Genomic DNA, 23,549 nt, shown 5'->3' on the forward strand with positions numbered 1-23,549 from the left:
TACGTTGGCTTCGTTTCAAATGAAACGAATATTATTGTTTGTTGACGTTTTTGTTTGTTTAGTTTTCAAAGAACTATCTTGCTCGCCGAACTATCTTGCTCGCCGCTCAAAAGCGACTTTATCAATATAACACATGGTGTTTGTTAATGTCAACACCTTTTTTCAAACCGTCCACTGCGGAAAACTTTTTGAAAATGTTTCGCAGCGACGGTTATTAATATATCAAGTATTCACGAAAAGGTCAATAGCTTTTTTTGTTTTTTTACGATAGTTTTTGACTAACGCGGTAACAGCGGTGAAAAACACCCTGTCCCTTTGTCTCAACATTAACGATTTCTAATAAATGTTTTTCAATTAAGTATTCAAGCAGGACTGACATATCAACGGAATACGGCATCAATTCCGGCTCACTCATGATTTCGCTAAACATCCAATGCTCTTTTTTACTTAAAACGTCTATTAAGTGGGAGGAACCAATGTTAGTTCTGGAGTGAATCAAGAATTCACTGGCAAGGAATAAAAGCTCGAGCCTTTGTTCCAATGTTTCCTCACTCACAACCAACTCAACATATAATTTATAAATTTCCGGTTCAATTTGCTTCACCTGCTGCCAAACCGTCAGTTCAGGATGAAGGCCATTTTCAATAATCGCTAATCTCGCCAGATGATGCAGGGAGTGAACGACATAATTATAGGCATCTAAATACTGTTTATTTTCAAACAGCGCTTTCCCATCCACATAGCGGCGGATTAACTTCGCAAACTCCAATCCCATTTTTATTTTTCGGCCATGGAACGGAAATTCTTCTAGTTCCTTTTTTAGATTGGCTACATATTCATTGCGGTCAAATAAAATTTTGGAATGATGAAGCCATTCAAAAACCTTTCGGTTGCTGCCTAACAAAATCCATTCTTGCAGCTGCGGCTCAGTGATAATATGCATGGCAGCTTTTTTGTCATCATACGAATAATGTTTTGTATATACAGGCTGATCTGCTTCTTTCACAATCATTAAAAGAATCGCATCAAACGAATCCGTCGTTTGACTTGACCGTTGTTTCTTTTCTACCAATAAAATCCCCAGTGTATTTAATTGGCTTGCCCTTTCTTGATAAATGGGCCGAAGAATGTCTTCCATCTTCTATACCTCCATTTTTCTAGCTAGCAATATATGTTCGACAGGAAGAAGAAATATCCTTCTAAAATTTAAGACAAAATTCGACATTCTTCCATGTATCCTTTTTTCTCAATGGAGAATTGTGGTATAGTTTGTCTAGGAGGGAGAATCATGGCAAAATATTCGAGTAAAATAAATAAAATTAGAACATTCGCATTGTCGTTGATCTTTGTTGGTTTTATCGTTATGTATGGTGGTATTTATTTTCGTACTTCACCACTTATTATGACCATCTTTATGATTTTTGGTCTGCTTTTTATTATCGCGAGCACGGTTGTTTATTTCTGGATTGGCATGCTGTCAACCAAAACCATTTCTGTCAAATGTCCCAGCTGCGGCAAACCCACTAAAATGCTTGGCAGGGTAGATATGTGCATGCACTGCCGCGAACCTTTGACTATGGATAAAGCCCTGGAAGGCAAGGAATTTGATGAAACTTATAATAAAAATAAAATGAAATAAAGGGATGACCAGCAATCGGTCATCCCTTTTTTTATAAACAAACAGCCGACTCCAGATTAGAATCGGCTTTACATTAGTGAACTTCTTTAGTAGAGCAATCCGGACAAGTGCCGTAAATTTCCATGCGGTGATTCGCCACTTTAAAACCAGTGACATGTGTTGCCAAGTGCTCCACTTCATCCAAGCCAGGATAGTGGAAATCAACAATTTTCCCGCATTCCTCACAGATTACATGATAGTGATGGGTGGTAACAAAATCAAAGCGGGCAGATGCATCTCCATAGGTCAATTCCTTTACAAGGCCTACTTCACGAAATACTCGTAAATTATTGTAAACCGTTGCCACACTCATATTCGGGAATTTGCCCTCTAACGCTTTATAGATTTCATCTGCAGTAGGATGTGACATCGAGCTTATTAAATATTCAAGTATCGCATGACGTTGCGGAGTAATACGCACCCCAGTATCCTTTAAGGTATCCAACGCTTCTTTTAATTGATTCATCGCCATGCACCTCTTTTCAAAAAGATATTCTTACATTGTAATTGTTATAATTAGTTTACTAGGTAATTTGTACTTTTGTCAATATTGTAATACTGCAAACACCGAAGTTCATTAGCTATGTAATGTTTGTTCAGAAGCTCCTAACTGGTGGTTGACAAATCTTGCCGTGACAAACAACAAGTCAGAAAGACGGTTTAAATACGCCAGCACAAGCGGATTGACATCCTCCCCTAAGCCGACGGCACATCTTTCTGCTCTTCTTGCAATGGTCCTGGCCACATGGAAGGCTGCACCTGCAGGATGTCCCCCAGGTAAAATGAAATTCGTCAACGCCGGCAGGCTTGAATCCCATTCGTCAATTTGTTTTTCCAGTTCTTCAATATCCACTAAAGCTAATGACCACTTTACTTCCTTCCCTTTCGGAGTCGCGAGCTCAGCACCGACATGAAATAGGTTTGTTTGTATTTTATGATATGCTTTTTCAATTATTTCTTTCCCTTGAAAATTTTCCTTAGTTAAATAGCTTAATGCCAGTCCAATCATCGAATTCGTTTCATCACAGGTTCCGTAGGCCTCGACGCGAAGGTCGTTCTTTGCTACCCTTTGACCGTAAATAAGTGAAGTTGTTCCTTTATCCCCTGTTTTCGTATAAATTTTCATTTTTCAATACCCCCTATTGGTAAATTTTAGCTTCCATGTCTATAAATCTTTTCTTCATCATATCACCTAGGTCATTTATTAGAAAAGAAAGAAGGCATAAAAAAGGGGTCCGAATGGACCCAATAAGTTTTATCTGAGGAGGTATGCCCTAATAAAATGATATTCACATGAAGCACTTTTGCATTGGACAAAAGCCTTTTCTTGAGAAAATAGGCAGTCTATTATTGGTTTTCCCTGATATAGGTTAAGGCTTCTTCGACATGCCCTTTCACCTGAACTTTTCTCCATTCCTTCGCAATATTGCCCTCTTTATCAATGATAAAAGTCGACCGTTCAATGCCCATGTATTCTTTCCCGAAGTTTTTCTTTAGCTTCCAAACACCGTAATCCTCCGCCACTTGATGATCGGTATCGGCAAGGAGCAGGAATGGCAGACCGTATTTCTCAACGAATTTTTGATGGCGGTCTACCGGATCTGGGCTGACGCCTAAAATAACGGCATTTAAGTCGGCAAACTGCTCATGTTGATCACGGAAATCACACGCTTCAGTCGTGCATCCCGGCGTCATATCCTTTGGATAAAAATAAAGCACAACATATTTTCCTTTTAACTCTGACAAAGTAACCTTCTCGCCAGTTTGTGCTTCTAGTGTAAAATCAGGTGCTTGTTTACCAATTTCTACTGTCATTTTAATCACTCCACTTTGAAAAATATTCCTATTTATAGCCTAACCAAAGTGATACAACAATACAACTTTCGTGCACCTGGGGATTTATTTTTCCCGATCAAACATGACCTTGGCCACGAAGGCCGCTGGGAGCGTATAGCCTATTAATGCTTCAATGACGGCAACCAGTCTTCCGATTCCCTGAGGGATCACATCTCCATTGCCAACTGAGAACAGCATCATCGCGCTAAAATAAAAGCTCGTTTCAAAAATGTTCCGGTGTTCGGCATTATTTATTTCCGCCAAGACCTTCATTCCCGCTAATTCAAAAATTAAATAAATCAGCCCAAATCCGAAGATGACAGTTAAATAGCATGTTCCTAAATAAAAGAAATTGTCAAAGGACACCAACTTGCCCTTAATCGTGTTGGGAATAAACAAGGTTCGAATACTCATGAAGATGCAAAAAATCACAATCGGCAGCAAGAAATAAATCACAAGACCACCTCTAATATTTGTACAGATTAGTTCATTGTATGTGGGCTTGGCCAATAAAATATCAAAAAAACCGTGCCGATTGTAGCACGGTTTTAATTAATTTTTAATTGCCGGCGCCGCGGTATTTTTTGACCCCCTGATTCCAGAGGAATACGGAGAGCGCAAAAAAGATGATGCCGATTGCAGGTGTTAAAAACGAATAGATATACCATTCTTGTTTTTCAAGAAAAAAAGCAGCGGGATAGACGCCAACGAAAGCAAACGGCAAAATCCAAGTGAGCACGAAGCGGATCACCGTATTATAGATATTGACCGGATAGCGGCCGTAGTTGCTGATGTTGTACATCATCGGCATGAGCGAGGTTTTCGCATCCGCCCAAAAGCTGACGCAGGCGAGCATCACAAAGATGCCGCCGTAAACAAGCGCGCCGCCGATGACAAAAATAATAAAGAGAATCGGATCAAACCAATCCACCTGCAGGTTTAACCGGCTACCCGCATAAAACATGACAGCCAAGCCAGTGACCGCCCCTAATAAAGCTTCCAGTTCCAGCCGCTCGAGGATAATCTGAAAAAGACTATGAATCGGCCTAGTTAGGATACGGTCAAGCTCTCCCCTTACAATATAACGCTCGTTGAAATCCCAGATATTAAAGAAGGCCGAAAAGACCGCGTAAGGTACTAAGAAAAATCCATATATAAAAATAATTTCATCACGGCTCCAGCCGCCGAGCAGCTGGGTGTGGCCAAAGACGACCAGAATAAAGACGAGATTGATGGCCTGGGACATCAGGTCCGAGAAAAACTCTACAAACAGGTCAGACCGATATTGCAATCTAGTTTTCATATATTGCGACATGTATTGAAAAAACATCGTTACGTAAAACACCATTTACCCTCCTTGAATGACCAGCTGTTTTTTCGCAATAACCCAAAGAATTTGGATGGGAATGAGGAGGATGATAACCCAAATAAATTGCTGGCCGATGGCTTGAATGGCCTGCTGGTGCGTGAATCCCTCTGTATAGATCATGCTTGGTATATAGCTGATTCCCTGAAACGGCAGGAATTTCATAATTCCCTGCGCCCAGCCCGGGAAAAAGCTCATCGGCAAAAGCAGCCCAGAAAACAGGTCAATGACAACCCGCTTAGCACGGATTAGGCCTGAATTATTATATAAGAAGAAAGTCGTAATTCCGGTTAACAGATTTAACTGGGTGTTAATGAAAAAGCTTAGTAGAATGGAGATGGCGAATAATCCCCATACGCCTGGCTTTAATGTGATTTGGATCGGAAATACGAAATAAACAATAATGAGACCCGGCAGCGAGAAGAAAAATAACCGAAAAATCCCTTCCCCCAGTCCCTGCATGGTTTTCATGCCGAGGTAGTTGTAGGGACGGATCAGTTCAACGGCCACCTTCCCTTCCATGATTTCCATCGCCATTTCCCGGTCCAGGTTGTTGAAATAAAAGGCCCGCGCCATCCAGGAAATCGCCACATAGGTTGTCATTTGTGTAATGGATAGACCCTGGATTTCCTCCTTGCCGCTGTAGATCGCTGTCCACAGAAAATAATAGGCGCCGATGTTGATGCCATAAATGAGGATGCCCGTATAATAATTTGTTCGGTAGGCGAGCATCATTAAAAAACGGATGCGAATCATTTCTAAATATTTATCCAACTTCCACCGCACCCTTTTCGTAAATATTGCGGATGATTTCTTCCGTGGATGTTTCGTTGATTTTAATGTCCTTTATTTTAAAAGCAGCGACGATTTTGGCAATCAGCTGTGAGATGAGTTCGTCGTTGTTTTGCATGTTGGCGGTAAAGATTTGTTCCTTTTCGTCGTGCTCCCATTTGACAGGAAGAGCGGCAGTTAGTTTTTTTACGGCTGGCAGATCGACTTTTTCAAGGAACTGAAATTGCAGCTCTTTGCCATCTCCTAATGCGTCTTTTAAATTTTTCAAAGCCCCATCATAGATGATATTTCCTTCATCAAGCATAATGACGCGTTCGCATAATGCCTCTATGTCTGAGAGGTCGTGCGTTGTTAAGAGAATGGTTGTATTGTATTTTTCATTGATTTCTTTTAAAAATTCACGGATTTTTAGTTTTACTAGGACATCGAGGCCGATCGTCGGTTCATCCAGAAAAAGAAGTGGCGGATTGTGGATGAGTGCCGCGGCCAGCTCGCAGCGCATTCGTTGTCCGAGCGATAGTTTTCTGACTGGTTTGTCGAGAAGCGGCTCGATATCAAGTGTTTTGATGACATGGTTCATATGGTCGTCATATTGTTCATCAGTTACCTTATATACCTTTTTGAGGAGCCGGAATGATTCCTGGACGGCGATGTCCCACCATAATTGGGAACGCTGGCCAAACACGACACCGATGGTTTGGACAAATTTTTCCCGCTCCTTATGGGGATTCATGCCGTTCACTTTGATTTGCCCGCCGGATGGGGTTAAAATACCTGTTAACATTTTGATGGTTGTTGATTTACCGGCCCCGTTTTCGCCGATATAGCCAACCATTTCCCCTTGCTTGACGTTAAAACTGATATCGTTGACGGCGCGTGCAATTTTATAATTTCGTGTAAAAAGGTCGCGGAATGCGCCCGCTAAGCCGGAACGGCTGGAATAGGCTTTGAATTCTTTTCTTAAGCTGTTTACTTCTATAGCGTTTTTCATTTATATGGCACCTCCTGATGTGGCTTGTGGCTTACCCTAATGTTTTAGTTTAGCCAATTGGGGGCGGAGGTACAACTATCTTGCTTTTTATATTTTTGGAGAAGGATTGAGGCTGGAAGTGGGGTGCTGTTCTTGTAAATTGGGTGCAAGTTGATTCCTATTAGACAGTTCTTGATTTAAGACAGGGGAAATGTCTTTTAGAGGTGCTCTTATTGGACAATTCTGGCTTGGCTTTGGAGCAAAATGTCCTTTAGAAGCGGTTTATTGGACAATTCTGGCTTGACCTCGGAGCAAAATGTCCTTTAGAGGATTTCTATTGGACAAATCCGACTTGGCGATGGAGCAAAATGTCCTTTAGAAACGGTTTATTGGACAATTCCGGCTTGGCGTTGGAGCAAAATGTCTTTTAGAGGCGGGCTATTGGACAATTCCGACTTGGTGTTGGAGCAAAATGTCTTTTAGGAGCGGTCTATTGGACATTTCCGACTTGGTGTTGGAGCAAAATGTCCTTTAGAGGCTTTCTATTGGACAAAACCGTCCCACCTCAATCTCATTATGTCCTTCATCAGCCTCATGAAGACCAAATCCAACTCATCCCCACCCCATAATATCCTTCATCGACCCTATGAAGACCAAAATCATATCAGCCCTGACCCATAATGTCCTTCATCAGCCTCATGAAAACCAAATCCAACTCACACCCAACCCATAATGTCCTTCATCGACCTTATGAAGACCAAAATCATATCAGCCCTGACCCATAATGTCCTTCATCAGCTTCATGAAGACCAAATCCAACTCATCCCCGACCCATAATGTCCTTCATCGACCTTATGAAGGACAAAATCACATCATACCCACCCCATAATGTCCTTCATCGACCCTATGAAGACCAAAATCATATCATCCCCAACCCACAATGTCCTTCACCCCCGCCCCACCCCAAAAATGTCAAAATAGTAAATCACAAAAAACATGCTAGAATAGGAATGTTAATAAAAAAGGAGGAAACCCAAGTGCATTTTACCAATTCAGAACGAATACATAATGAAGCTCTCGAACATATTGTCGGCGGGGTCAACAGCCCATCCCGTTCCTATAAGGCAGTCGGCGGCGGCGCACCGGTTGTGATGGAACGCGCTCAGGGCGCTTATTTTTGGGATGTTGACGGCAACCAGTACATCGATTACCTTGCCGCCTACGGACCGATCATTACCGGTCATGCCCACCCCCATATAACCGAAGCCATCAAGCGTGCGGCAGAAACCGGCGTCCTATACGGAACTCCGACGCCGCATGAAGTAAAATTCGCCAAAATGCTAAAGGAAGCTATTCCTTCATTAGACAAGGTCCGCTTTGTCAACTCTGGAACAGAAGCGGTCATGACGACAATCCGTGTAGCCCGTGCGTACACAGGCCGTGACAAAATCATCAAATTTGCCGGCTGCTATCATGGTCACTCTGACCTTGTTCTTGTCGCCGCCGGTTCTGGACCGTCAACCTTAGGTACTCCGGATTCAGCAGGCGTACCGAAGTCGATCGCCCAAGAAGTTATTACTGTCCCATTCAATGATATTGAACCGTACAAAGAAGCACTAGAAAAATGGGGCGATCAAATTGCCGCTGTTCTCGTTGAACCAATTGTCGGCAACTTCGGAATCGTCGAACCAAACCCTGGTTTCCTAGAACAGGTAAATGAACTTACCCACGCGGCTGGTGCGCTAGTAATCTACGATGAAGTCATTACAGCCTTCCGGTTCATGTACGGCGGGGCCCAAGACCTCCTCAACGTCAAGCCTGACCTTACCGCAATGGGGAAAATCATTGGCGGCGGACTGCCAATTGGGGCCTATGGCGGACGGAAGGAAATCATGGAAACAGTCGCCCCTCTAGGCCCTGCCTACCAGGCTGGAACAATGGCCGGCAACCCTGCCTCGATCCTATCGGGAATCGCCTGCTTAGAAGTGTTAAAACAAGAGGGCCTTTATGAATACTTAGATCGCCTTGGCGCGATGCTGGAAGAAGGTATTCTTGAGGCTGCTAAGGAACACAATATCCAAATTACCATCAACCGCTTAAAGGGTGCCTTAACCGTCTATTTCACTGATGAGAAAATTGAAAATTATGAGCAGGCGGAAAAAACGGACGGTGAGATGTTTGCGAAGTTCTTTAAACTGATGCTGCATCAAGGAATCAACCTCGCTCCATCCAAATATGAAGCTTGGTTCCTCACAATCGCCCATACTGAGGAAGATGTGGAAGCAACTCTACATGCGGTCAGGAATGCATTTTCTTCACTAAAACAAGAATAAATATGCATATTTCATGCACGAAAGGGAGCTATACAGGCTCTCTTTTTATTTAGAAAAACGAATTGTAAACGTTTTCATGTAAGGCTTTTCATCTATATTTTCGATTAGAATCATGCCAAATTGATATCCAAACTTTTGAATAATTATTTGATTTCTGAAAATTCGTATGATACGATATGTTTATTATTTTTCCTTTTTTCTCTTAACTTTTTTCCTGCAATTTTTCAAGTTATCAATTATCAGGAGGTGAAGCGGCTTCCTTTAGGAATTCTGAAGAAGCCCGACAAAATGACACAAAGATGGACGCCATCTCAATTTAAAGATTTTCATAAACATGAACACGATGCTTGTGGAATAGTCGCTTGCCTTGAAAAAGCACAGACCCCAACAAGGAATAACATTTTTGCTTGTATAGACGCTCTAGTGACCATGAACCACCGCGCAGGCTTTATTAACGGTGAGGGAGATGGCGTTGGAATCCATACAGATATCCCAAGGGACCTTTGGAAGGAAAAGCTGCTTCAGGCAGACCTGGACCCGGCACTCACGGAAAAAGAGGGCTTTGCTGTAGGTCATGTTTTTATCAGCAGGAAAGCAAATTGGGCTGAGGTTAAGCAAGAATTAGCAGACAAACTAGTAAAATATGAATTGGAGCTAATCTTTGAAACAACTGAGGTCACCAATCCATCAGCATTAGGTCCAATTGCCATTCAGGAAAACCCGATTTTCTGGCAATTTGCCATCCTATCAAACAAGAACGGCCAGGAATTAAACAAGGTCCTGTTCGAAGCATTGGTTGATTTTGAAAAAAATGAACTTGTTCACGTAGCGTCTTTCAGCCAAAACCATGTTGTTTACAAAGTAATGGGCGCAGGTGACATTCTGCCGCGCTATTACCAAGACTTAGCAAACCCACTTGTGGCTTCCACCATGACACTTGGCCACAACCGTTATTCTACAAACACTCTCTCCAGCTTTTTCCGGGTACAGCCTTTCAGCGTGCTTGGTCACAATGGTGAAATCAATACCATTTCCAAGCTTCGTGATGAGGCAAGAATGATTGGTGTACCACTTGTAAAAGACGGAAGTGATTCCCAGGATTTAAGCAGAACGATGGAAACATTAATCTGTCGTGATGGCTACTCCTTATTTGAAGTAATGGATTTATTATTCCCGCCGATTATTAATGAAATCAAAGCTTATCCAGAGCATTTACAAGATTTATATACTTATATGCGTGAAGCTTGGGGACATTTTGCCCAAGGGCCTGCCGGCATTATTTCCAGATATGGCGATGAGGCCGTGTTCAGTGTCGATGCACTTGGACTCCGCCCGCTGTGGATGCTTGAAACGGAAACTTCCTACCTATTCTCGTCTGAACCAGGAATCATTCCTTCAAGCGAATACGTAAACGATCCGAAGCCATTAGCACCTGGTGAAAAGGTTGGCTTTAAGTGGAACGAAAACCAGCTTGAAGTTTTTGAACAAAGCCAATACCAAAATGTCGTTTATAACCGTTTTTCAAAACGGGTTAACCTCCACGGAGCAAGACTGCGTCTGCAGCCGCCAGCACTTGGCAAAACCGTAACCATGAATTATCCAGATAAAATTCATAACGGGCAATACAAATCATTTGGCTGGGAACGCGAGCATATTCAATTAATCGAGCAAATGGCCGAAAAAGGCGTCGAGCCGATTCGTTCACTTGGCCACGACTCACCGCTTGCAGCCTTAAATCCAGAGCGTGTCAACATTGCCGATTATATTAAAGAAAGCGTAGCAGTTGTCACAAACCCAGCGATTGACCGCGACCGGGAAACAGAGCATTTCTCCACCCGTGTCATTATTGGCAAGCGCCCAACATTATTTGCAGCTGCCGAAAAAGCAGAATCAGTCATTGAATTGACAACACCGCTCCTCTTAGAAGGAAAAGCGGGCTTCGCATGTGCAGAAAGCTTAGGACAGCCGACTTTTGATCAGCTTGTCCAGCATTTCCAAGAGCAAAAGCTGATCGCTTATATTTCAACTACCTTCCAAACGGATGAAACGGTTGATGCTGCCATTAAAAGACTTGCAAACGAAGCTGTTCAGGCTGTTCAGGCTGGTAAGTCGCTGCTTGTCCTTGACGATGCAAAAGCCCATCAAGAGAATTCTTATTGGCTTGACCCGCATCTCGTCACATCGGCGATTGATCAAGCTTTAGTGAAAGCAGAATTAAGAAGAGATTGTTCATTATTGCTTCGCTCTGCTGCGATTCGTTCGCTTCATGACATTATTACTGTTTTTGGCTTAGGTGCAGATTTAATCAGCCCATACTACATGTTCTTAACGGTTCAGAATGAATCAACAACGCCGTTAACGAACCTTTACAGTGCATTAACGAAAGGTATAGAAAAAGTCATTTCAACGATTGGTATCCATGAACTGCGCGGCTATGGACGCCTGTTCTCCAGTATCGGTCTGCACGAGTCGATTGCCAATGTATTAAACATTGTGAACTTCTTCGGCTCCGATGAAATTGAAAATAATTTTGAAGCAATGAAACAGGATGCTTTAAAAAGAGCAGAAGATTATCAGAATGATAAGGAAAGAGTCGGAAAAACGTTCAGCCTCTTCCCACGGATTTGGAAAGCGATTGGCGAAGTTGCCTCCACTGGTGATTACAGCGCATATCGCGATAAAATCTCCGAACAGGAAGCAGCAAATCCGGTTACAATCCGTCATTTAGTTCAATTAAAGCAAGGCCTAAATCAGGTATCGCCTAACGATGTTGATCTTCGTGTCGGTGATCATGATCTGCCGTTTTTGATTTCCTCTATGTCCTTCGGTTCGCAAAACGAAATTGCCTTCAGAGCTTATGCTGAAGGGGCTGACCGCTTGAACATGGTGAGCTTGAACGGTGAAGGCGGCGAGATCAAGGATATGCTTGGCAAATACCCAAGAACACGCGGCCAGCAGATTGCTTCCGGACGATTTGGGGTTAACGCCGAACTTTTAAACTCTTCTAATCTATTAGAAATCAAAATCGGTCAAGGTGCAAAGCCTGGTGAAGGCGGACACTTGCCTGGTTCTAAGGTGACGGCCAAGGTTGCGGCAGCACGTAATGCTACACTTGGTTCTGACTTAATTTCACCGTCCAATAACCATGATATTTATTCGATTGAAGACTTGGCACAAATGATTCAGGAGCTAAAAACAGCAAACGACCAGGCAAAGATTGCCGTTAAGGTTCCGGTCGTTCCAAACATCGGAACAATCGCAGTCGGTATCGCTAAAGCTGGCGCAGATATTATTACTCTAAGCGGTTTTGATGGCGGTACAGGGGCAGCCAGAATCCACGCCCTGCAGCACGTCGGCCTGCCTGTTGAAATTGGCGTAAAAGCGGCTCACAATGCATTACTTGAAAGCGGCCTGCGCCACAAGGTGGAATTATGGGCTGACGGCGGCATGAAGAGTGTAATGGACGTTATGAAAATCATGCTTCTTGGTGCCAACCGTGTTGGCTTTGGTACATTAGCAATGCTGTCGATCGGTTGTACGACCTGCCGCGGCTGTCATTTAGACACTTGCCACGTTGGTATTGCCACTCAGATTGAAACGGAAGCACAGGCAAAAGACCACGGTCTTCGCCGCTTCGTACCGCGTCAATTTGATTTAGCTGTACAAGGAATTATGAATCTATTCACTGCATTTGGTACTGAATTAAAAGCACTTGCAGCAAGCCTTGGAATCCGCAATCTGCAAGATGCAGTCGGTCGTTCCGAACTATTAGAGCAAGTGAAAGGCCAAAATCAGTTGAACCTTTCTTACCTATTAAAGCCATTAGAAATCAGCCAGTTTGCTAAAATTGAAGCTTCTAAGTCTGTTTCCGAAGCGCAAATGCAAGTGGCAGCTGGCGCTGAGTACCTTGATGCAAGTGTGGATCAGCTTCACTCTTCAAGGGAATTCGTCAGCGTCACATCTGAACAGCGGGTATTGGGAAGCCGAGTTTCCTGCCACCGTGTCCGCGGCAGATTGGATGGCTCTTACAAGCAGCTTCCGCCTGTCCAGCTTAAGTACAAAGAAGGCTCCATCCCTGGTAACGGACTAGGCGCATACAACAGTGAAGGAATTGAAATCACCGTTAACGGCGGCGGTCAGGACGGCGTTGGTAAGACCTCCTTTGGCGGTAACATTCATGTTCTGAAATCAAAAGGCAAAAACGGCCAATACGTCAACGGTTCTGTTGGTAAAGGCTTCGGCTACGGTGCCCAAAAGGGTCTCCTTGTTGCCCAGGGCAATGCTGATGCCCGTGCCGGAATCCGCCTCTCTGGTGCCGATCTTATAATCGGCGGACAGCTGAAAAAGCCGTTGCCTGGAAAAGAAAACGGCAATATCGGTTCCAACGCTAATATCAAAGGATTTGCGTTTGAATATATGACAAACGGACGCGGTCTTGTTCTTGGGGACCCAGGTCCATGGATTTGCGCAGGTATGACCGGCGGTGTCATCTATGTCCGCCAGCAGCCTGAATTGGGATTAACCAAGGAAGCTGTACAGAGACGCGTTGCCAAAGGCGCCAAAGTATCTGTCGTCAATTTAACCGAAAAAGGCAAACAGGACATTAATGAGCTCTTAGGCAAATATACAGCCCTGTTAGCCGAGAACGGCCAAACGGAAGAAGCCGAACAGCTTCAAAGCTTGCTGGCAAGCCCAGAGGAGCACTTCGTGCAAATTACTCCTGTTAAAGAGCAGGCTGATCCATCCGTATCTACAGAATAATAAATTTTCAAAAAAGCATTCGCGTATTATTGCGGATGCTTTTTTTTAAGCAACTTTTAAAAATAATGTCATATAATTTCTCTTGATTAAATAGTTTAATCCCTGTATAGTACTTAATTGTTTAGCTCTCGAGCAAACTATTAAGAAATTATGTATCTTTGAAAGGAATCTATTATCAAATGAAGTTAGGTGCCCGCATTTTAAAAACGGGAATTGCGATTGTCTTGTCTCTATACTTGGCCTATTTGCTGCATTCACCCTCTCCTGTCTTTGCAGCCATTGCCGCGATTTTTGCCATCCAACCGACCATTTACCGCTCTTATTTAACGATTATTGAACAAGTTCAAGGGAACATCATTGGCGCCATCCTTGCGGTCGTCTTTGTTCTTCTGTTAGGAAATCATACGATCGTCATTGGACTGGCAGCGATTATTGTCATCACGCTTAACCTTAAATTTAAATTGGAAAATACGATTGGGTTATCGCTCGTTACGCTTATTTCGATTATGGAGGCACCGGGAAGTGATTTTATCACCTTTGCCGCAATCCGCTTCTCCACGATCATGATTGGGGTATTTTCGGCCTTTATCGTCAACCTGGTGTTTATGCCGCCCAAATATGAAAATAAGCTTTATTTAAAAATTGGCAGCACAACCGAGGAAATCATCAGATGGATTCGCTTGAGCATTCGCCACGATTACGACCATCAATTGCTGAAAACGGATATTGGCAAGCTGAAGGAAAACATCAAAAGCATTGAACAATTTTATACGATGTATAAAGAAGAACGAAGCTATTTTAAAAAGAACCTTTTAGAAAAATCAAGAAAACTCGTGGTTTACCGGCAAATGACCATAGCCGCCAGAAAAGGTCTTGACACCTTAAAAAGAATTCATCGCTTTGAAAATGAACTATTGCTGCTGCCGGAACCATTTAAGGAAGCCATCCAGGAGCAGCTTGACAGCCTCATTTACCAGCATGAACAGATTATGCTGCAGTTCATTGGAAAAATTCCTATTACAACTGCTTCACCCGTAGAAAAAGTCAGCACAGATAAAAAGCTGCTCTTTGACTTATTTCTAGTTCATCAAAAAGAGTTTGCAGCTGATGATGATAATCAGCATCTCTACCATACCATGCAAATTGTCGCCTCGATTATTGATTACAGCGAGCAGGTGGAGCATCTCGATGTGTTAATCACCAGCTTTCATTCTTTCCACCATAACGAAATATCCATTGAAGAAGAAAGCAACCAATAGAAAAACCGAAGCCATGACGCTTCGGTTTTTTTTAAATGGATGTTTGTTCATTTTTATTGTCCAGCTGCTGGACTTGAAATAGTTTATAATAGTTCCCCTGCTTAGCCATTAACTCATCGTGCGTACCTGATTCCACAATCTGGCCATGTTCAATTAGAATAATTCTGTCTGCGTGAGTGATGGTCGATAATCGGTGCGCAACAATAAAGGTCGTCCGGTCCTTCGCCAGTTCCTCCAGCGCCTCTTGAATGTAGTGTTCACTTTCCAAATCGAGTGCTGATGTAGCCTCATCCAAGATTAAAATCGGCGGATTTTTCAAAAAGACACGGGCGATGGCGACCCGCTGCTTTTGCCCGCCGGACAGCTTAACGCCTCTTTCCCCCACCTTCGTATCATAGCCTTCCGCCAGATGTTGGATAAACTCGTGGGCATTGGCTGCTTTTGCCGCCGCAAACACTTCTTCTTCGGTAGATTCCGGCTTACCCAGTAAAATATTATCCTTAACCGACTCGCTGAATAAAATATTGTCTTGGAACACGACTCCAATTTTATCCCGTAACGATTGAACCCTAAATTGGCGGATATCTACCCCATCAAGCGTAATCCGGCCGTTGGTGACATCGTAAAAGCGTGGAATCAAACTTACCAGCGTGGATTTCCCCCCGCCGCTCATCCCGACAAGCGCGATCGTTTCTCCTTTTTTCACTTGAAGGTTTATATTTTTTAATACCGGCTCTTCGTTTTCGTTATAAGCGAAGGAAACATTTTCAAAGTTGATATTCCCCGTTACCTGCCCGCATTCCACCGCATCCGGGGCATCCACCACATCATATTTTTCATCCAAAAATTCAAAAACCCGGTCCATTGAGGCAAACGACTGGGTAATCGTCGTGGACGAGTTCACCAATCTTCTTAACGGACTGTACAGCTTATCAATATAGGCGAAAAACGCCACCATTGTCCCTAGGGAAAGCTGATGGTGAATTACCAAATAAGCGGAGTAGCCAATCACAATTAACGGAGCAATATCGGTAATCGTATTGACTGCCGAAAATGATTTCGCATTCCAGCTCGTGTGTTGGAGTGCTTTTTCCAAAAAGTTCTTATTCTGCTTATCAAATTGGGTTTGTTCATATTCCTCAATCGCAAAGCTCTTAATTACCGGCATACCCTGCACCCGCTCGTGGAGATAGCTTTGCACCTCAGCAAGGGCTTGTGACCGTCTTCTCGTGAGATTGCGCAGATTCCCGAAAAAGTACCTAATCGAAAACGCATAAAGCGGGAACAACAAAATAGACACAAGCGTCAGCTTTACATTCATGGAAAACATGAGAATAATGGCAATAACGATGGTGGCAACATCAAGCCAGAGGTTCATCAATCCGGTCACAACAAATGTTTTTGTCTGCTCAACATCATTGATGACCCGCGAAATGATTTCTCCTGCCCGGGTATTGGCATAATATTTAAAGCTTAATTTTTGAATATGTTTATACATTTTATTGCGGATATCATATAAGACCTTGTTTGATGTCCATTGCGCATAATACTGGCGATAATACTCAATCGGCGGCCTCAGGATCACAAAAACGAGCAGCATGACGCCCATGATGAGCATTAATTTATGAATTTTTCCATCGGTGGATAAGGCATGATTGCCAATGATATCATCGATCACATACTGAATTAAAATGGGAATGATGAGAGGAATGGAAAATTTAATAATACCGATGAAAATCGTGGCGATGATTTGCCAGCGGTATGGTTTGACAAATTGAAGGTATCTGCGGATGCTCTCCAAACCAGTTTCCCCCTTCTTGTTAAAATGAAGACATATAAAAACCTGTTGATGCTCATCAACAGGCGTTTGTTACCTACACACCAATTAACGTCTGTATGTTAAATAACGTTCATACCAAATATCAATAAAATCTGGTGCGAATGGGCCGCTTCGCTGCCTAATCCATTGAATCAGCTTATCTACATTCCGTTTTAAAATTTGGTCAATGACATCGGGATAATTCATTTCCCGGCGGTGACGTTCGTATTCATCCTCGTCAAGAAGATTAAAAGTCATGTCAGGATACACCTTAATATCAAGATCATAATCAATATATTTTAACGCCTCTCCGTCAAAGATGAAGGGTGAGCTTATATTGCAATAATAATAAATACCGTCTTCCCGAATCATGCCAATCACATTAAACCAATATTGGGAATGAAAATAACAAATGGCCGGTTCCCGTGTAATCCACGTTCTGCCATCCGACTCCGTGACAAGTGTCCGATCATTTGCGCCAATCACTAAATTCTGCGACCCTTTTAAAATCGTTGTTTCTTCCCAGACGCGATGGATGTGCCCATTGTGTTTATAGCTATGTATTTGTACTGGTTCACCTTCGATGGGTACGCCCATTTTCTCCCCTACCTTCATTTCCGAACCTTTGCTAACCTGACCTGCTATTCAAATAAACCGACAAAAGGCAACAAAGTAAATTCCTTTTTCTATTATTATAACGGTTGAAGCCGGAATTTAAAACAAAAGAACCATATTTCTATGGTTCTTTGTAAATTTTGCGGATTATTTTTTCCTCTAAATGGTTTGTGTTAAATTCATTTCCCGGTAGGAATTGATCACTTCTTCAGTCTGTTTTTCAAACATCGCCTGAATTTCTTTTAATTCCTTTTTCATTTGTTGAATATCGGCTTGGATACTTTCTAAATCAGTTTCATTTTGCAATGCCTGCAATTCCGCTTCAATCTGCTGGCAACGCTCAAGTTCTGCCTGAAGAAAAAGCAACTTTTCCATTGTTGCCATTTGCTCGGAAACTAATCGATTAAAATGATCCATTTCCCTCACCGCCTTAATAATTGTCCTTACTAATAATTCTTTATGGCAGATATTTTTTCCTTTGACTACTTATGTAAAGTAAAGGGAGGTTTTGTCGAATTTCTGCAGAAAAAAAGAAGGCACTCTTCCGAATGAGAGTGCCTTCACGTAAGTAATTTTATTAGCTTTGGCCAAATTGACCAGATGTACCTTGGTTTTTATGAGCTTCTGATTGTTGGTTTTGCTGTCTTACTTCTTGTGCATTTGTTTCAGAGCCAAATTCAGTTCCGAATTGGCCAGCTGCACCTGCACCAGCAGACTGAGCGTTTTGTTGTCTTACTTCCTGGATGTTAGTTCCAGCAGAAGTTTTGTTTGGTTGTTGATTGTAGTTAGCCATTTGTTATCACCTCCACGAATTTTAATTTACCCAGCCTCGTGGAGATTATCCTTAAATTTTTGAAAAATAAATTTAAACCAGAAGCGAAATGCCTCCATCAACGATAATTGTCTGTCCGCGAATCATGTTGGAGTCGTTTGAAAGCAGGAACATAATGCAATTCACCATATCATCCACTTCGACCATTTTTCCGGCAGGCGTTTTTTGTCTTGCCTCTTCTAGGAGTTCTTCGCGATTTGGAAAAGATTTAAGGGCATCCGTATCAACAGCTCCTCCAGAAACGGCATTCACAATAATATTTTTCGGTGCAAGTTCCACTGCTAAATATCTAGTGAGTGCTTCTAGCGCCGCTTTTGATACCCCAACGGCTGTGTAATTTTCCAAATAGCGAATTGATCCTAATGAGCTGATGCTGACAATTTTTCCGCCACCGTTTCTTTCCATCAGTTTTGCCGCTTCCTGTGCGCAAAATAACAAGGCTTTACTGTTGATGTTTAGTGTCCAATCCCAATGTGATTCCTCCAGCTCCATCGCTGGCCGCTGAACACCGGATGCGGCGTTGTTTACAAATATATCTAAGCGGCCAAATTCCTCGTCAATTTGCTTGAACATTTCTTTTATTTTACTGACATCGCCGACATTGGCTTTGATAATGAACGCTTTCCTGCCTAATGCTTCCACCTGCTCCGCAGTTTCTAAGGCGCCCTTTTTGCTGCGCGCATAATTGATTACAATATCATATCCTGCCTCCGCTAACCGGATGGCGGCTGCTCTGCCAATTCCACGGCTGCTGCCTGTTACTAATGCTACTTTTTGTGTCATCTTTCTGTCTCCTATCTTTTATTCAATTGGTTTCATTTTAGCTTTTCCATGAATAGATGACAATTAATATACAAAACTAAGGCAAGAAACCCTTTTGAAAGGATGTAGCCAAATGTATGTAGGACGAGATATGACCGAACTCTCAATGATGGCAAAAAATAATTGGAAGGATAGCGAACTTGCCTTTTTTCATCATGCCTTGCAGCAGATTACTCCCTATTTGAACAGTGAGGGGCAATCTATTCACAGACAGATTATTGAAGAAATTGAAAACCGAGGCGGCTTCGACAGAACTGAAGCAAATTACACAAACGGCACCAAGACCACATACGATTAACCGATTTATGCTCAAAAAAAGGGCCTAGCCCCAGAGCTGCATGACTGTGTTAAGCTTTAGCTGCATTGGGGTCAGGCCTATTTGAATATTCGAGATAGATTTTGAACATTTTTTGATAAGGGACTGGGAAGGCGTAGTCCTTTATTTCATCTACGGTGACGAGTTTCCAATCGCTTCCTTCCGGTATGTTGGATTGTAATTCTCCATTATAAATTTTGATATTCCAGACAAGATGAGAAAAAACATGCTCAAGTTGCCCTATGATTTTTTCTAACTTCAAATGGATTTTAAGTTCTTGCTCGAAAAGCTCGGAAATCTTTTCGCGCTCATGGTGTAGCGGGTGCTGAATTTCGACGTTCGGAAATTCCCATAAATTAGCCAGCAATCCATCCGATGGCCGTTTATGAATTAGGATTCTTCCTTCTTCATCTGTAAGCAGTACGGCTGAAAGCTGCACATCGCGGGTTTTATTCTTTTTTGTTTTGATTGGCAGTTCCGCTTGAACCCCTTCCTCAAACGCTTGGCAGTGTTCACGGACTGGACAAAGCAGACAGGATGGCGAAGTCGGCGTACAAACTAGCGCCCCAAGCTCCATTAAAGCTTGATTAAAGGCTGAAGGATCCTCATGCGAAATCAATTCCCGGACAGCGTGTTCAAAAACTTTCCGTGAAGATGGTTTCGCGATATCCTCCCATATATTTAAAATCCTCGAAAACACCCTCATCACATTGCCATCTACAGCTGGTTCCGGAATACCGTAGGCAATACTTAAGATGGCCCCTGCCGTATACGGACCAACCCCTTTAAGCGTAGATATTTCTTCAGGGGTGTTCGGCACTTCGCCATTATATTTTTCTTTCACTTCTCGAACGGCGGATTGCAAATTTCGGACCCGCGAATAATAGCCGAGTCCCTCCCAAGCTTTAAGGACCTTGTCCTCATCAGCTTCCGCCAAGTCATCTATGGTCGGAAACCAATCGATAAAACGATTAAAGTACGGGATAACCGTGTCGACTCTTGTCTGCTGCAGCATGATTTCGGAAACCCAAACTTTATACGGATCACGGTCCTTCCGCCATGGCAAGTCACGCTGCTCTTCCTTAAACCAGGTAATTAAATCATGTTGAAAATCATTTATATTGATTTTTTCGATATTTTTTAGCTCAGTCGTCATAAACTTACTCCTTTTTGCTTGTAAACAACTCTAAAAAGGGGGAATATAATATTAACAATTCTTTTTTAACGATATGCCAAATTGGGCGTTTTGACAAGATAATTTGAAGGGGGATTTTTTACCTTTGGATACTGGAACTCATGTTGTAATGGGCATCGCGCTCGGGGGGCTGGCCACGCTTGACCCGGCCGTATCCGCCAGCCATGCCACTGCTGCCAGTGTTTTAATTGGAACGATTGCCGGTTCACAAATACCGGATATTGATACAGTCTTAAAGCTTAGAAATAACGCCATTTATATACGAAATCACCGGGGAATTACCCACTCTGTTCCTGCCGTCCTATTATGGCCGCTTCTCATTACTGGGGTGATTTATTTCTTTTTCCCTAATGCCAACCTGCTGCACCTCTGGGCGTGGACGTTTGCTGCGGTTTTTATCCATGTCTTTGTTGATATTTTTAACGCCTATGGAACGCAGGCACTAAGGCCTTTTTCGGCTAAATGGGTTGCACTTGGTGTCATTAATACGTTTGATCCGTTTATTTTTACCATGCATGTTATTGGGATCATCGCTTGGGTACTCGGAGCACCTCCTGGATATACCTTTTTAGTCATGTATGTCATCATCATCGGTTATTATTTCAGAAGGTACCAGGCTAAAAAGCGTGTTCTTGTCGGAGTCAGGGCTTTAATCCCTGATGCCACTGAAATTATCATCGCCCCGACGATGAGGTTCCATCAATGGCGGATTGCCGCCATGAACGAAAATATCTTTTTTGTGGCAAGGTCGATTGACGGGAAGGTCGAAATTCTTGACCGTTTTAGACGAATTCCTGTGCCAAAAACACCTGTCATTGAAGCAGCCAAAAAAGATCATAACATATCAGCGTTCCTTTCCTTCTCTCCGGTTTATCGCTGGGAGGTAGACGAATATGACAACTATTACGAGGTGCGCTTCATTGACCTCCGCTACCGGAGTAACGGCCATTATCCGTTCGTCGCTGTTGTCCAGCTTGACTGCGATTTAAAGCCAATCAGCTCCTACACTGGCTGGGTTTTCAGCGAGAAAAAACTGCGAAAAAAATTGGGGATTATTCCAGGATAACATAGAAAAAGCGGGGGATATTTTAATCACCCGCTTTTTTTAATGCAATATATTTTTTGCGTGAGCTAAATATATTTCATATTTAGGATTGGTTGTCGTGAAATCATGCAGTTTGTCTCCATAATTTTCAATCCACTGTTTGACAACTCTCTCTGTCATTTCGCTCCCCATATACTCCTGGCCGGCCCTGGCAAATGTCGTTTCAAAATCGTCCCATAAAAGCTCCACCCATGTCCGGGCTTCGTTATAAGAAAGATGGTCGTTTTTGTTTAATAATAGCTTGGTCAGTTTTTCATGATAGTCGTTCATCTATCCACCCCATTGGCAATTTCTTATCACATAAGCAAAAAAATTAAGTAAATAATAATAGTGCGTGGTCAGCATTAGGCTGTCCTATGCTTTTCATGTTTTCTCATTCCCTTTAATTGGAGGTACAGCATGAGAAATAAACAGCGCAGCTTTCCAAATCAAAATAACAATAAGTTCGAAGGAGAGCCACGGGCGAAAGCCGAATATGCTTCTAAAAGAGCAGACGGCACCATTAACACGCATCCACAGGAGCGTATGAGAGCCTCTGGCGAGCGTGATGATGAATCGCCTCAAGTTTGGCAGTAAGTTTTAAAAACGAGCCAGAGACCTCTTGGGTTCTCTGGTTTGTTTTTATATTATTTCAGCCATTTCAATAAAGAAATCGGCAGCGCCTCTTGGGTTCCGTCCCCTTTCGTACGATAGCCCCAGGCAAAAACGCCGTTCATATAATCAATTTTGAAATACTCTCCAGGTGCACCCTCAATTTCGTAAATTTCACCAGGCTTAAAGGTACTAGGGTCCATTATGTACGCCTTTGCCATAAGCACCTTTCTTTCCAAGACGGCAAATTCACTGACCATTCCCATTTGTTCCGCTTTGCGGGCTTTCTCTTGAAGCTTGGAAATTTCCTGTCTTAATTCCTGCTCGGTCATGTCACTATACCGTTTCTCCTGCTGCATCGATAATTCCTCCCCGTTCCTCTTTATTTTAGTATAGTGATTTTTGTAAAATTAATAAAGGCAAAACTACGGAAGGATATGACGATATGAAAACAATTATTATTACCGGGGCTGGATCCGGATTAGGAAAGGAATTAGCGCTGCTTTTTTCCCAGAAAGGGTATCATGTGGTGGTGGCCGGCCGGACTGCTGAAAAATTGTCTGCTGTGAGGAATGAACTTGCGGATGGCGGCGGGAAAGCCGATGTTATGGTCGTGGATATTAGGAATCGTGAGGATGTTTTTTTAAAGGTAAAAGAATTGTCTGGCAGGTATGATGTGTACGGCTTGGTGAATAATGCCGGGGTCGGCCATTTTGGGCCTTTCGTGGAAATGGATGATGCTCAGATTGTGGAGATGTTAGATACCAATGTGTTGGGAACCATTCTTATGACGAAAGCCGTTCTACCTTTTTTGCTTGGACGCGGCGAAGGCCGGATTATGAATATAATCTCCACTGCCGGCCTGCGCGGAAAAGTAAACGAATCCGTTTATTGCGCCAGTAAATTCGCGGTGCGCGGGTTTACGGAAAGCCTGCAGAAGGAATTTGAAGGGCAGGGCATTAAAATAAACGCTGTCTATATGGGCGGCATGGACACACCGTTTTGGACGGACAGCGACCATGTGAAAGACCCGTCGCGTTTGCGATCGGCTCGGGAAGTGGCGGAGATCATTATCGAGCAGATGGAGCAAGATACGATTGTTATTGAGAGCAATAAAGGATGACGGTTATTATTTAGTGCTATGGACTCCATGAAGGACAGTTTGAAGGCTTCTGGGTGCGATTTGTCCTTCATTGGTTCGATGAAGGACTTTTTTGAGGAGTATCTGAGGCAGTCTGGTCTTCATTTGCTTGATGAAG

The 23,549-nt window shown here is 42.9% G+C and carries 24 protein-coding genes; 8 read left to right on the plus strand and 16 right to left on the minus strand.

All coding sequences use genetic code 11. The features are described 5' to 3' along the window. Positions 1-262: 262 nt before the first annotated feature. Positions 263-1,138, minus strand: coding sequence for a nucleotidyltransferase-like protein (locus KHB02_RS15935; protein ID WP_213146712.1), 876 nt, complete (start codon positions 1,136-1,138; stop codon positions 263-265). Between the two features lie 147 nt (positions 1,139-1,285). Between KHB02_RS15935 and KHB02_RS15940 the strand changes: the two genes are divergently transcribed. Further along, a complete protein-coding gene (locus KHB02_RS15940; protein WP_338088298.1) occupies positions 1,286-1,639 on the plus strand; it encodes a YgzB family protein in 354 nt (117 codons plus the stop codon). 73 nt (positions 1,640-1,712) lie between these two features. On the opposite strand, the gene perR is transcribed toward KHB02_RS15940, so the two are convergent. The 7 genes from perR to KHB02_RS15975 form a co-directional block, all read right to left on the minus strand. Then, on the minus strand, positions 1,713-2,150 hold the full coding sequence (gene perR / locus KHB02_RS15945) for a peroxide-responsive transcriptional repressor PerR (RefSeq protein WP_213146710.1): 438 nt from the start codon (positions 2,148-2,150) through the stop codon (positions 1,713-1,715). A 105-nt stretch (positions 2,151-2,255) separates the two neighbouring features. Beyond that, the gene (locus KHB02_RS15950) at positions 2,256-2,804 is read right to left on the minus strand and encodes a cob(I)yrinic acid a,c-diamide adenosyltransferase (RefSeq protein WP_213146709.1); all 549 of its coding nucleotides are present in this window, start codon (positions 2,802-2,804) and stop codon (positions 2,256-2,258) included. 221 nt (positions 2,805-3,025) lie between these two features. Beyond that, on the minus strand, positions 3,026-3,493 hold the full coding sequence (bcp, locus tag KHB02_RS15955) for a thioredoxin-dependent thiol peroxidase (protein WP_213146708.1): 468 nt from the start codon (positions 3,491-3,493) through the stop codon (positions 3,026-3,028). A gap of 84 nt (positions 3,494-3,577) precedes the next feature. Beyond that, a complete protein-coding gene (locus KHB02_RS15960) occupies positions 3,578-3,970 on the minus strand; it encodes an ion channel (protein ID WP_241113897.1) in 393 nt (130 codons plus the stop codon). Between the two features lie 103 nt (positions 3,971-4,073). Next, entirely contained in the window at positions 4,074-4,859 is a 786-nt protein-coding gene (locus tag KHB02_RS15965; protein WP_213146780.1) for an ABC transporter permease, read from the minus strand. Positions 4,860-4,862: 3 nt separating this feature from the next. Beyond that, positions 4,863-5,654: an ABC transporter permease gene (locus tag KHB02_RS15970; protein WP_213146707.1), complete on the minus strand. Its 792-nt coding sequence runs from the start codon at positions 5,652-5,654 to the stop codon at positions 4,863-4,865. After that, positions 5,647-6,663, minus strand: coding sequence for an ABC transporter ATP-binding protein (locus tag KHB02_RS15975; protein WP_213146706.1), 1,017 nt, complete (start codon positions 6,661-6,663; stop codon positions 5,647-5,649). The genes KHB02_RS15970 and KHB02_RS15975 overlap by 8 nt, the downstream gene beginning before the upstream one ends. Before the next feature lie 1,016 nt (positions 6,664-7,679). Here KHB02_RS15975 and KHB02_RS15980 point away from each other — a divergent pair. From KHB02_RS15980 to KHB02_RS15990, 3 genes are all read left to right on the plus strand, one after another. Then, positions 7,680-8,975, plus strand: coding sequence for a glutamate-1-semialdehyde 2,1-aminomutase (locus KHB02_RS15980; protein ID WP_213146705.1), 1,296 nt, complete (start codon positions 7,680-7,682; stop codon positions 8,973-8,975). Between the two features lie 288 nt (positions 8,976-9,263). Beyond that, positions 9,264-13,736 carry a glutamate synthase-related protein gene (locus KHB02_RS15985; RefSeq protein ID WP_213146779.1) on the plus strand — a complete coding sequence of 1,491 codons (4,473 nt, stop codon included), beginning with the start codon at positions 9,264-9,266 and terminating at the stop codon, positions 13,734-13,736. Positions 13,737-13,915: 179 nt separating this feature from the next. Then, positions 13,916-14,995, plus strand: a complete 1,080-nt coding sequence (locus tag KHB02_RS15990) for an FUSC family protein (RefSeq protein WP_213146704.1) — start codon at positions 13,916-13,918, stop codon at positions 14,993-14,995. 31 nt (positions 14,996-15,026) lie between these two features. On the opposite strand, the gene KHB02_RS15995 is transcribed toward KHB02_RS15990, so the two are convergent. From KHB02_RS15995 to fabL, 5 genes are all read right to left on the minus strand, one after another. Continuing rightward, positions 15,027-16,796, minus strand: coding sequence for an ABC transporter ATP-binding protein (locus KHB02_RS15995; RefSeq protein ID WP_213146703.1), 1,770 nt, complete (start codon positions 16,794-16,796; stop codon positions 15,027-15,029). Between the two features lie 84 nt (positions 16,797-16,880). Continuing rightward, positions 16,881-17,411, minus strand: a complete 531-nt coding sequence (gene ntdP / locus KHB02_RS16000; protein WP_213118024.1) for a nucleoside tri-diphosphate phosphatase — start codon at positions 17,409-17,411, stop codon at positions 16,881-16,883. Between the two features lie 177 nt (positions 17,412-17,588). Then, positions 17,589-17,846, minus strand: a complete 258-nt coding sequence (locus KHB02_RS16005; RefSeq protein ID WP_213118025.1) for a YgaB family protein — start codon at positions 17,844-17,846, stop codon at positions 17,589-17,591. A gap of 160 nt (positions 17,847-18,006) precedes the next feature. After that, positions 18,007-18,222, minus strand: a complete 216-nt coding sequence (locus tag KHB02_RS16010; protein ID WP_213146702.1) for a gamma-type small acid-soluble spore protein — start codon at positions 18,220-18,222, stop codon at positions 18,007-18,009. 72 nt (positions 18,223-18,294) lie between these two features. Next, positions 18,295-19,044 (minus strand): enoyl-[acyl-carrier-protein] reductase FabL, encoded by a 750-nt coding sequence (gene fabL / locus KHB02_RS16015; RefSeq protein ID WP_213146701.1) that lies wholly within the window; start codon positions 19,042-19,044, stop codon positions 18,295-18,297. A gap of 112 nt (positions 19,045-19,156) precedes the next feature. On the opposite strand from fabL, the gene KHB02_RS16020 reads away from it, so the two are divergent. Further along, complete coding sequence (locus tag KHB02_RS16020) at positions 19,157-19,381, plus strand: hypothetical protein (RefSeq protein ID WP_213146700.1); 225 nt, start codon at positions 19,157-19,159, stop codon at positions 19,379-19,381. 49 nt (positions 19,382-19,430) lie between these two features. Here KHB02_RS16020 and mutY read toward each other — a convergent pair whose 3' ends face one another. Beyond that, entirely contained in the window at positions 19,431-20,555 is a 1,125-nt protein-coding gene (gene mutY / locus KHB02_RS16025; RefSeq protein ID WP_213146699.1) for an A/G-specific adenine glycosylase, read from the minus strand. Positions 20,556-20,679: 124 nt separating this feature from the next. Between mutY and KHB02_RS16030 the strand changes: the two genes are divergently transcribed. After that, positions 20,680-21,660 (plus strand): metal-dependent hydrolase, encoded by a 981-nt coding sequence (locus KHB02_RS16030; protein WP_213146698.1) that lies wholly within the window; start codon positions 20,680-20,682, stop codon positions 21,658-21,660. 39 nt (positions 21,661-21,699) lie between these two features. Here the strand turns inward: KHB02_RS16030 and KHB02_RS16035 are convergent, their stop codons facing one another. After that, complete coding sequence (locus KHB02_RS16035; protein ID WP_213146697.1) at positions 21,700-21,969, minus strand: YfhJ family protein; 270 nt, start codon at positions 21,967-21,969, stop codon at positions 21,700-21,702. Between the two features lie 129 nt (positions 21,970-22,098). On the opposite strand from KHB02_RS16035, the gene KHB02_RS16040 reads away from it, so the two are divergent. Continuing rightward, positions 22,099-22,275 carry a small, acid-soluble spore protein K gene (locus KHB02_RS16040; RefSeq protein WP_213146696.1) on the plus strand — a complete coding sequence of 59 codons (177 nt, stop codon included), beginning with the start codon at positions 22,099-22,101 and terminating at the stop codon, positions 22,273-22,275. Positions 22,276-22,325: 50 nt separating this feature from the next. Here the strand turns inward: KHB02_RS16040 and KHB02_RS16045 are convergent, their stop codons facing one another. Further along, positions 22,326-22,649, minus strand: a complete 324-nt coding sequence (locus tag KHB02_RS16045) for a YfhH family protein (protein WP_213146695.1) — start codon at positions 22,647-22,649, stop codon at positions 22,326-22,328. A gap of 86 nt (positions 22,650-22,735) precedes the next feature. Here KHB02_RS16045 and KHB02_RS16050 point away from each other — a divergent pair, with 86 nt between their 5' ends. Then, positions 22,736-23,413, plus strand: a complete 678-nt coding sequence (locus tag KHB02_RS16050; protein ID WP_213146694.1) for an SDR family NAD(P)-dependent oxidoreductase — start codon at positions 22,736-22,738, stop codon at positions 23,411-23,413. Positions 23,414-23,549: the final 136 nt, after the last annotated feature.

The organism is Neobacillus citreus (assembly GCF_018343545.2).
In the GTDB taxonomy this organism is placed as follows: domain Bacteria; phylum Bacillota; class Bacilli; order Bacillales; family Cytobacillaceae; genus Neobacillus; species Neobacillus citreus.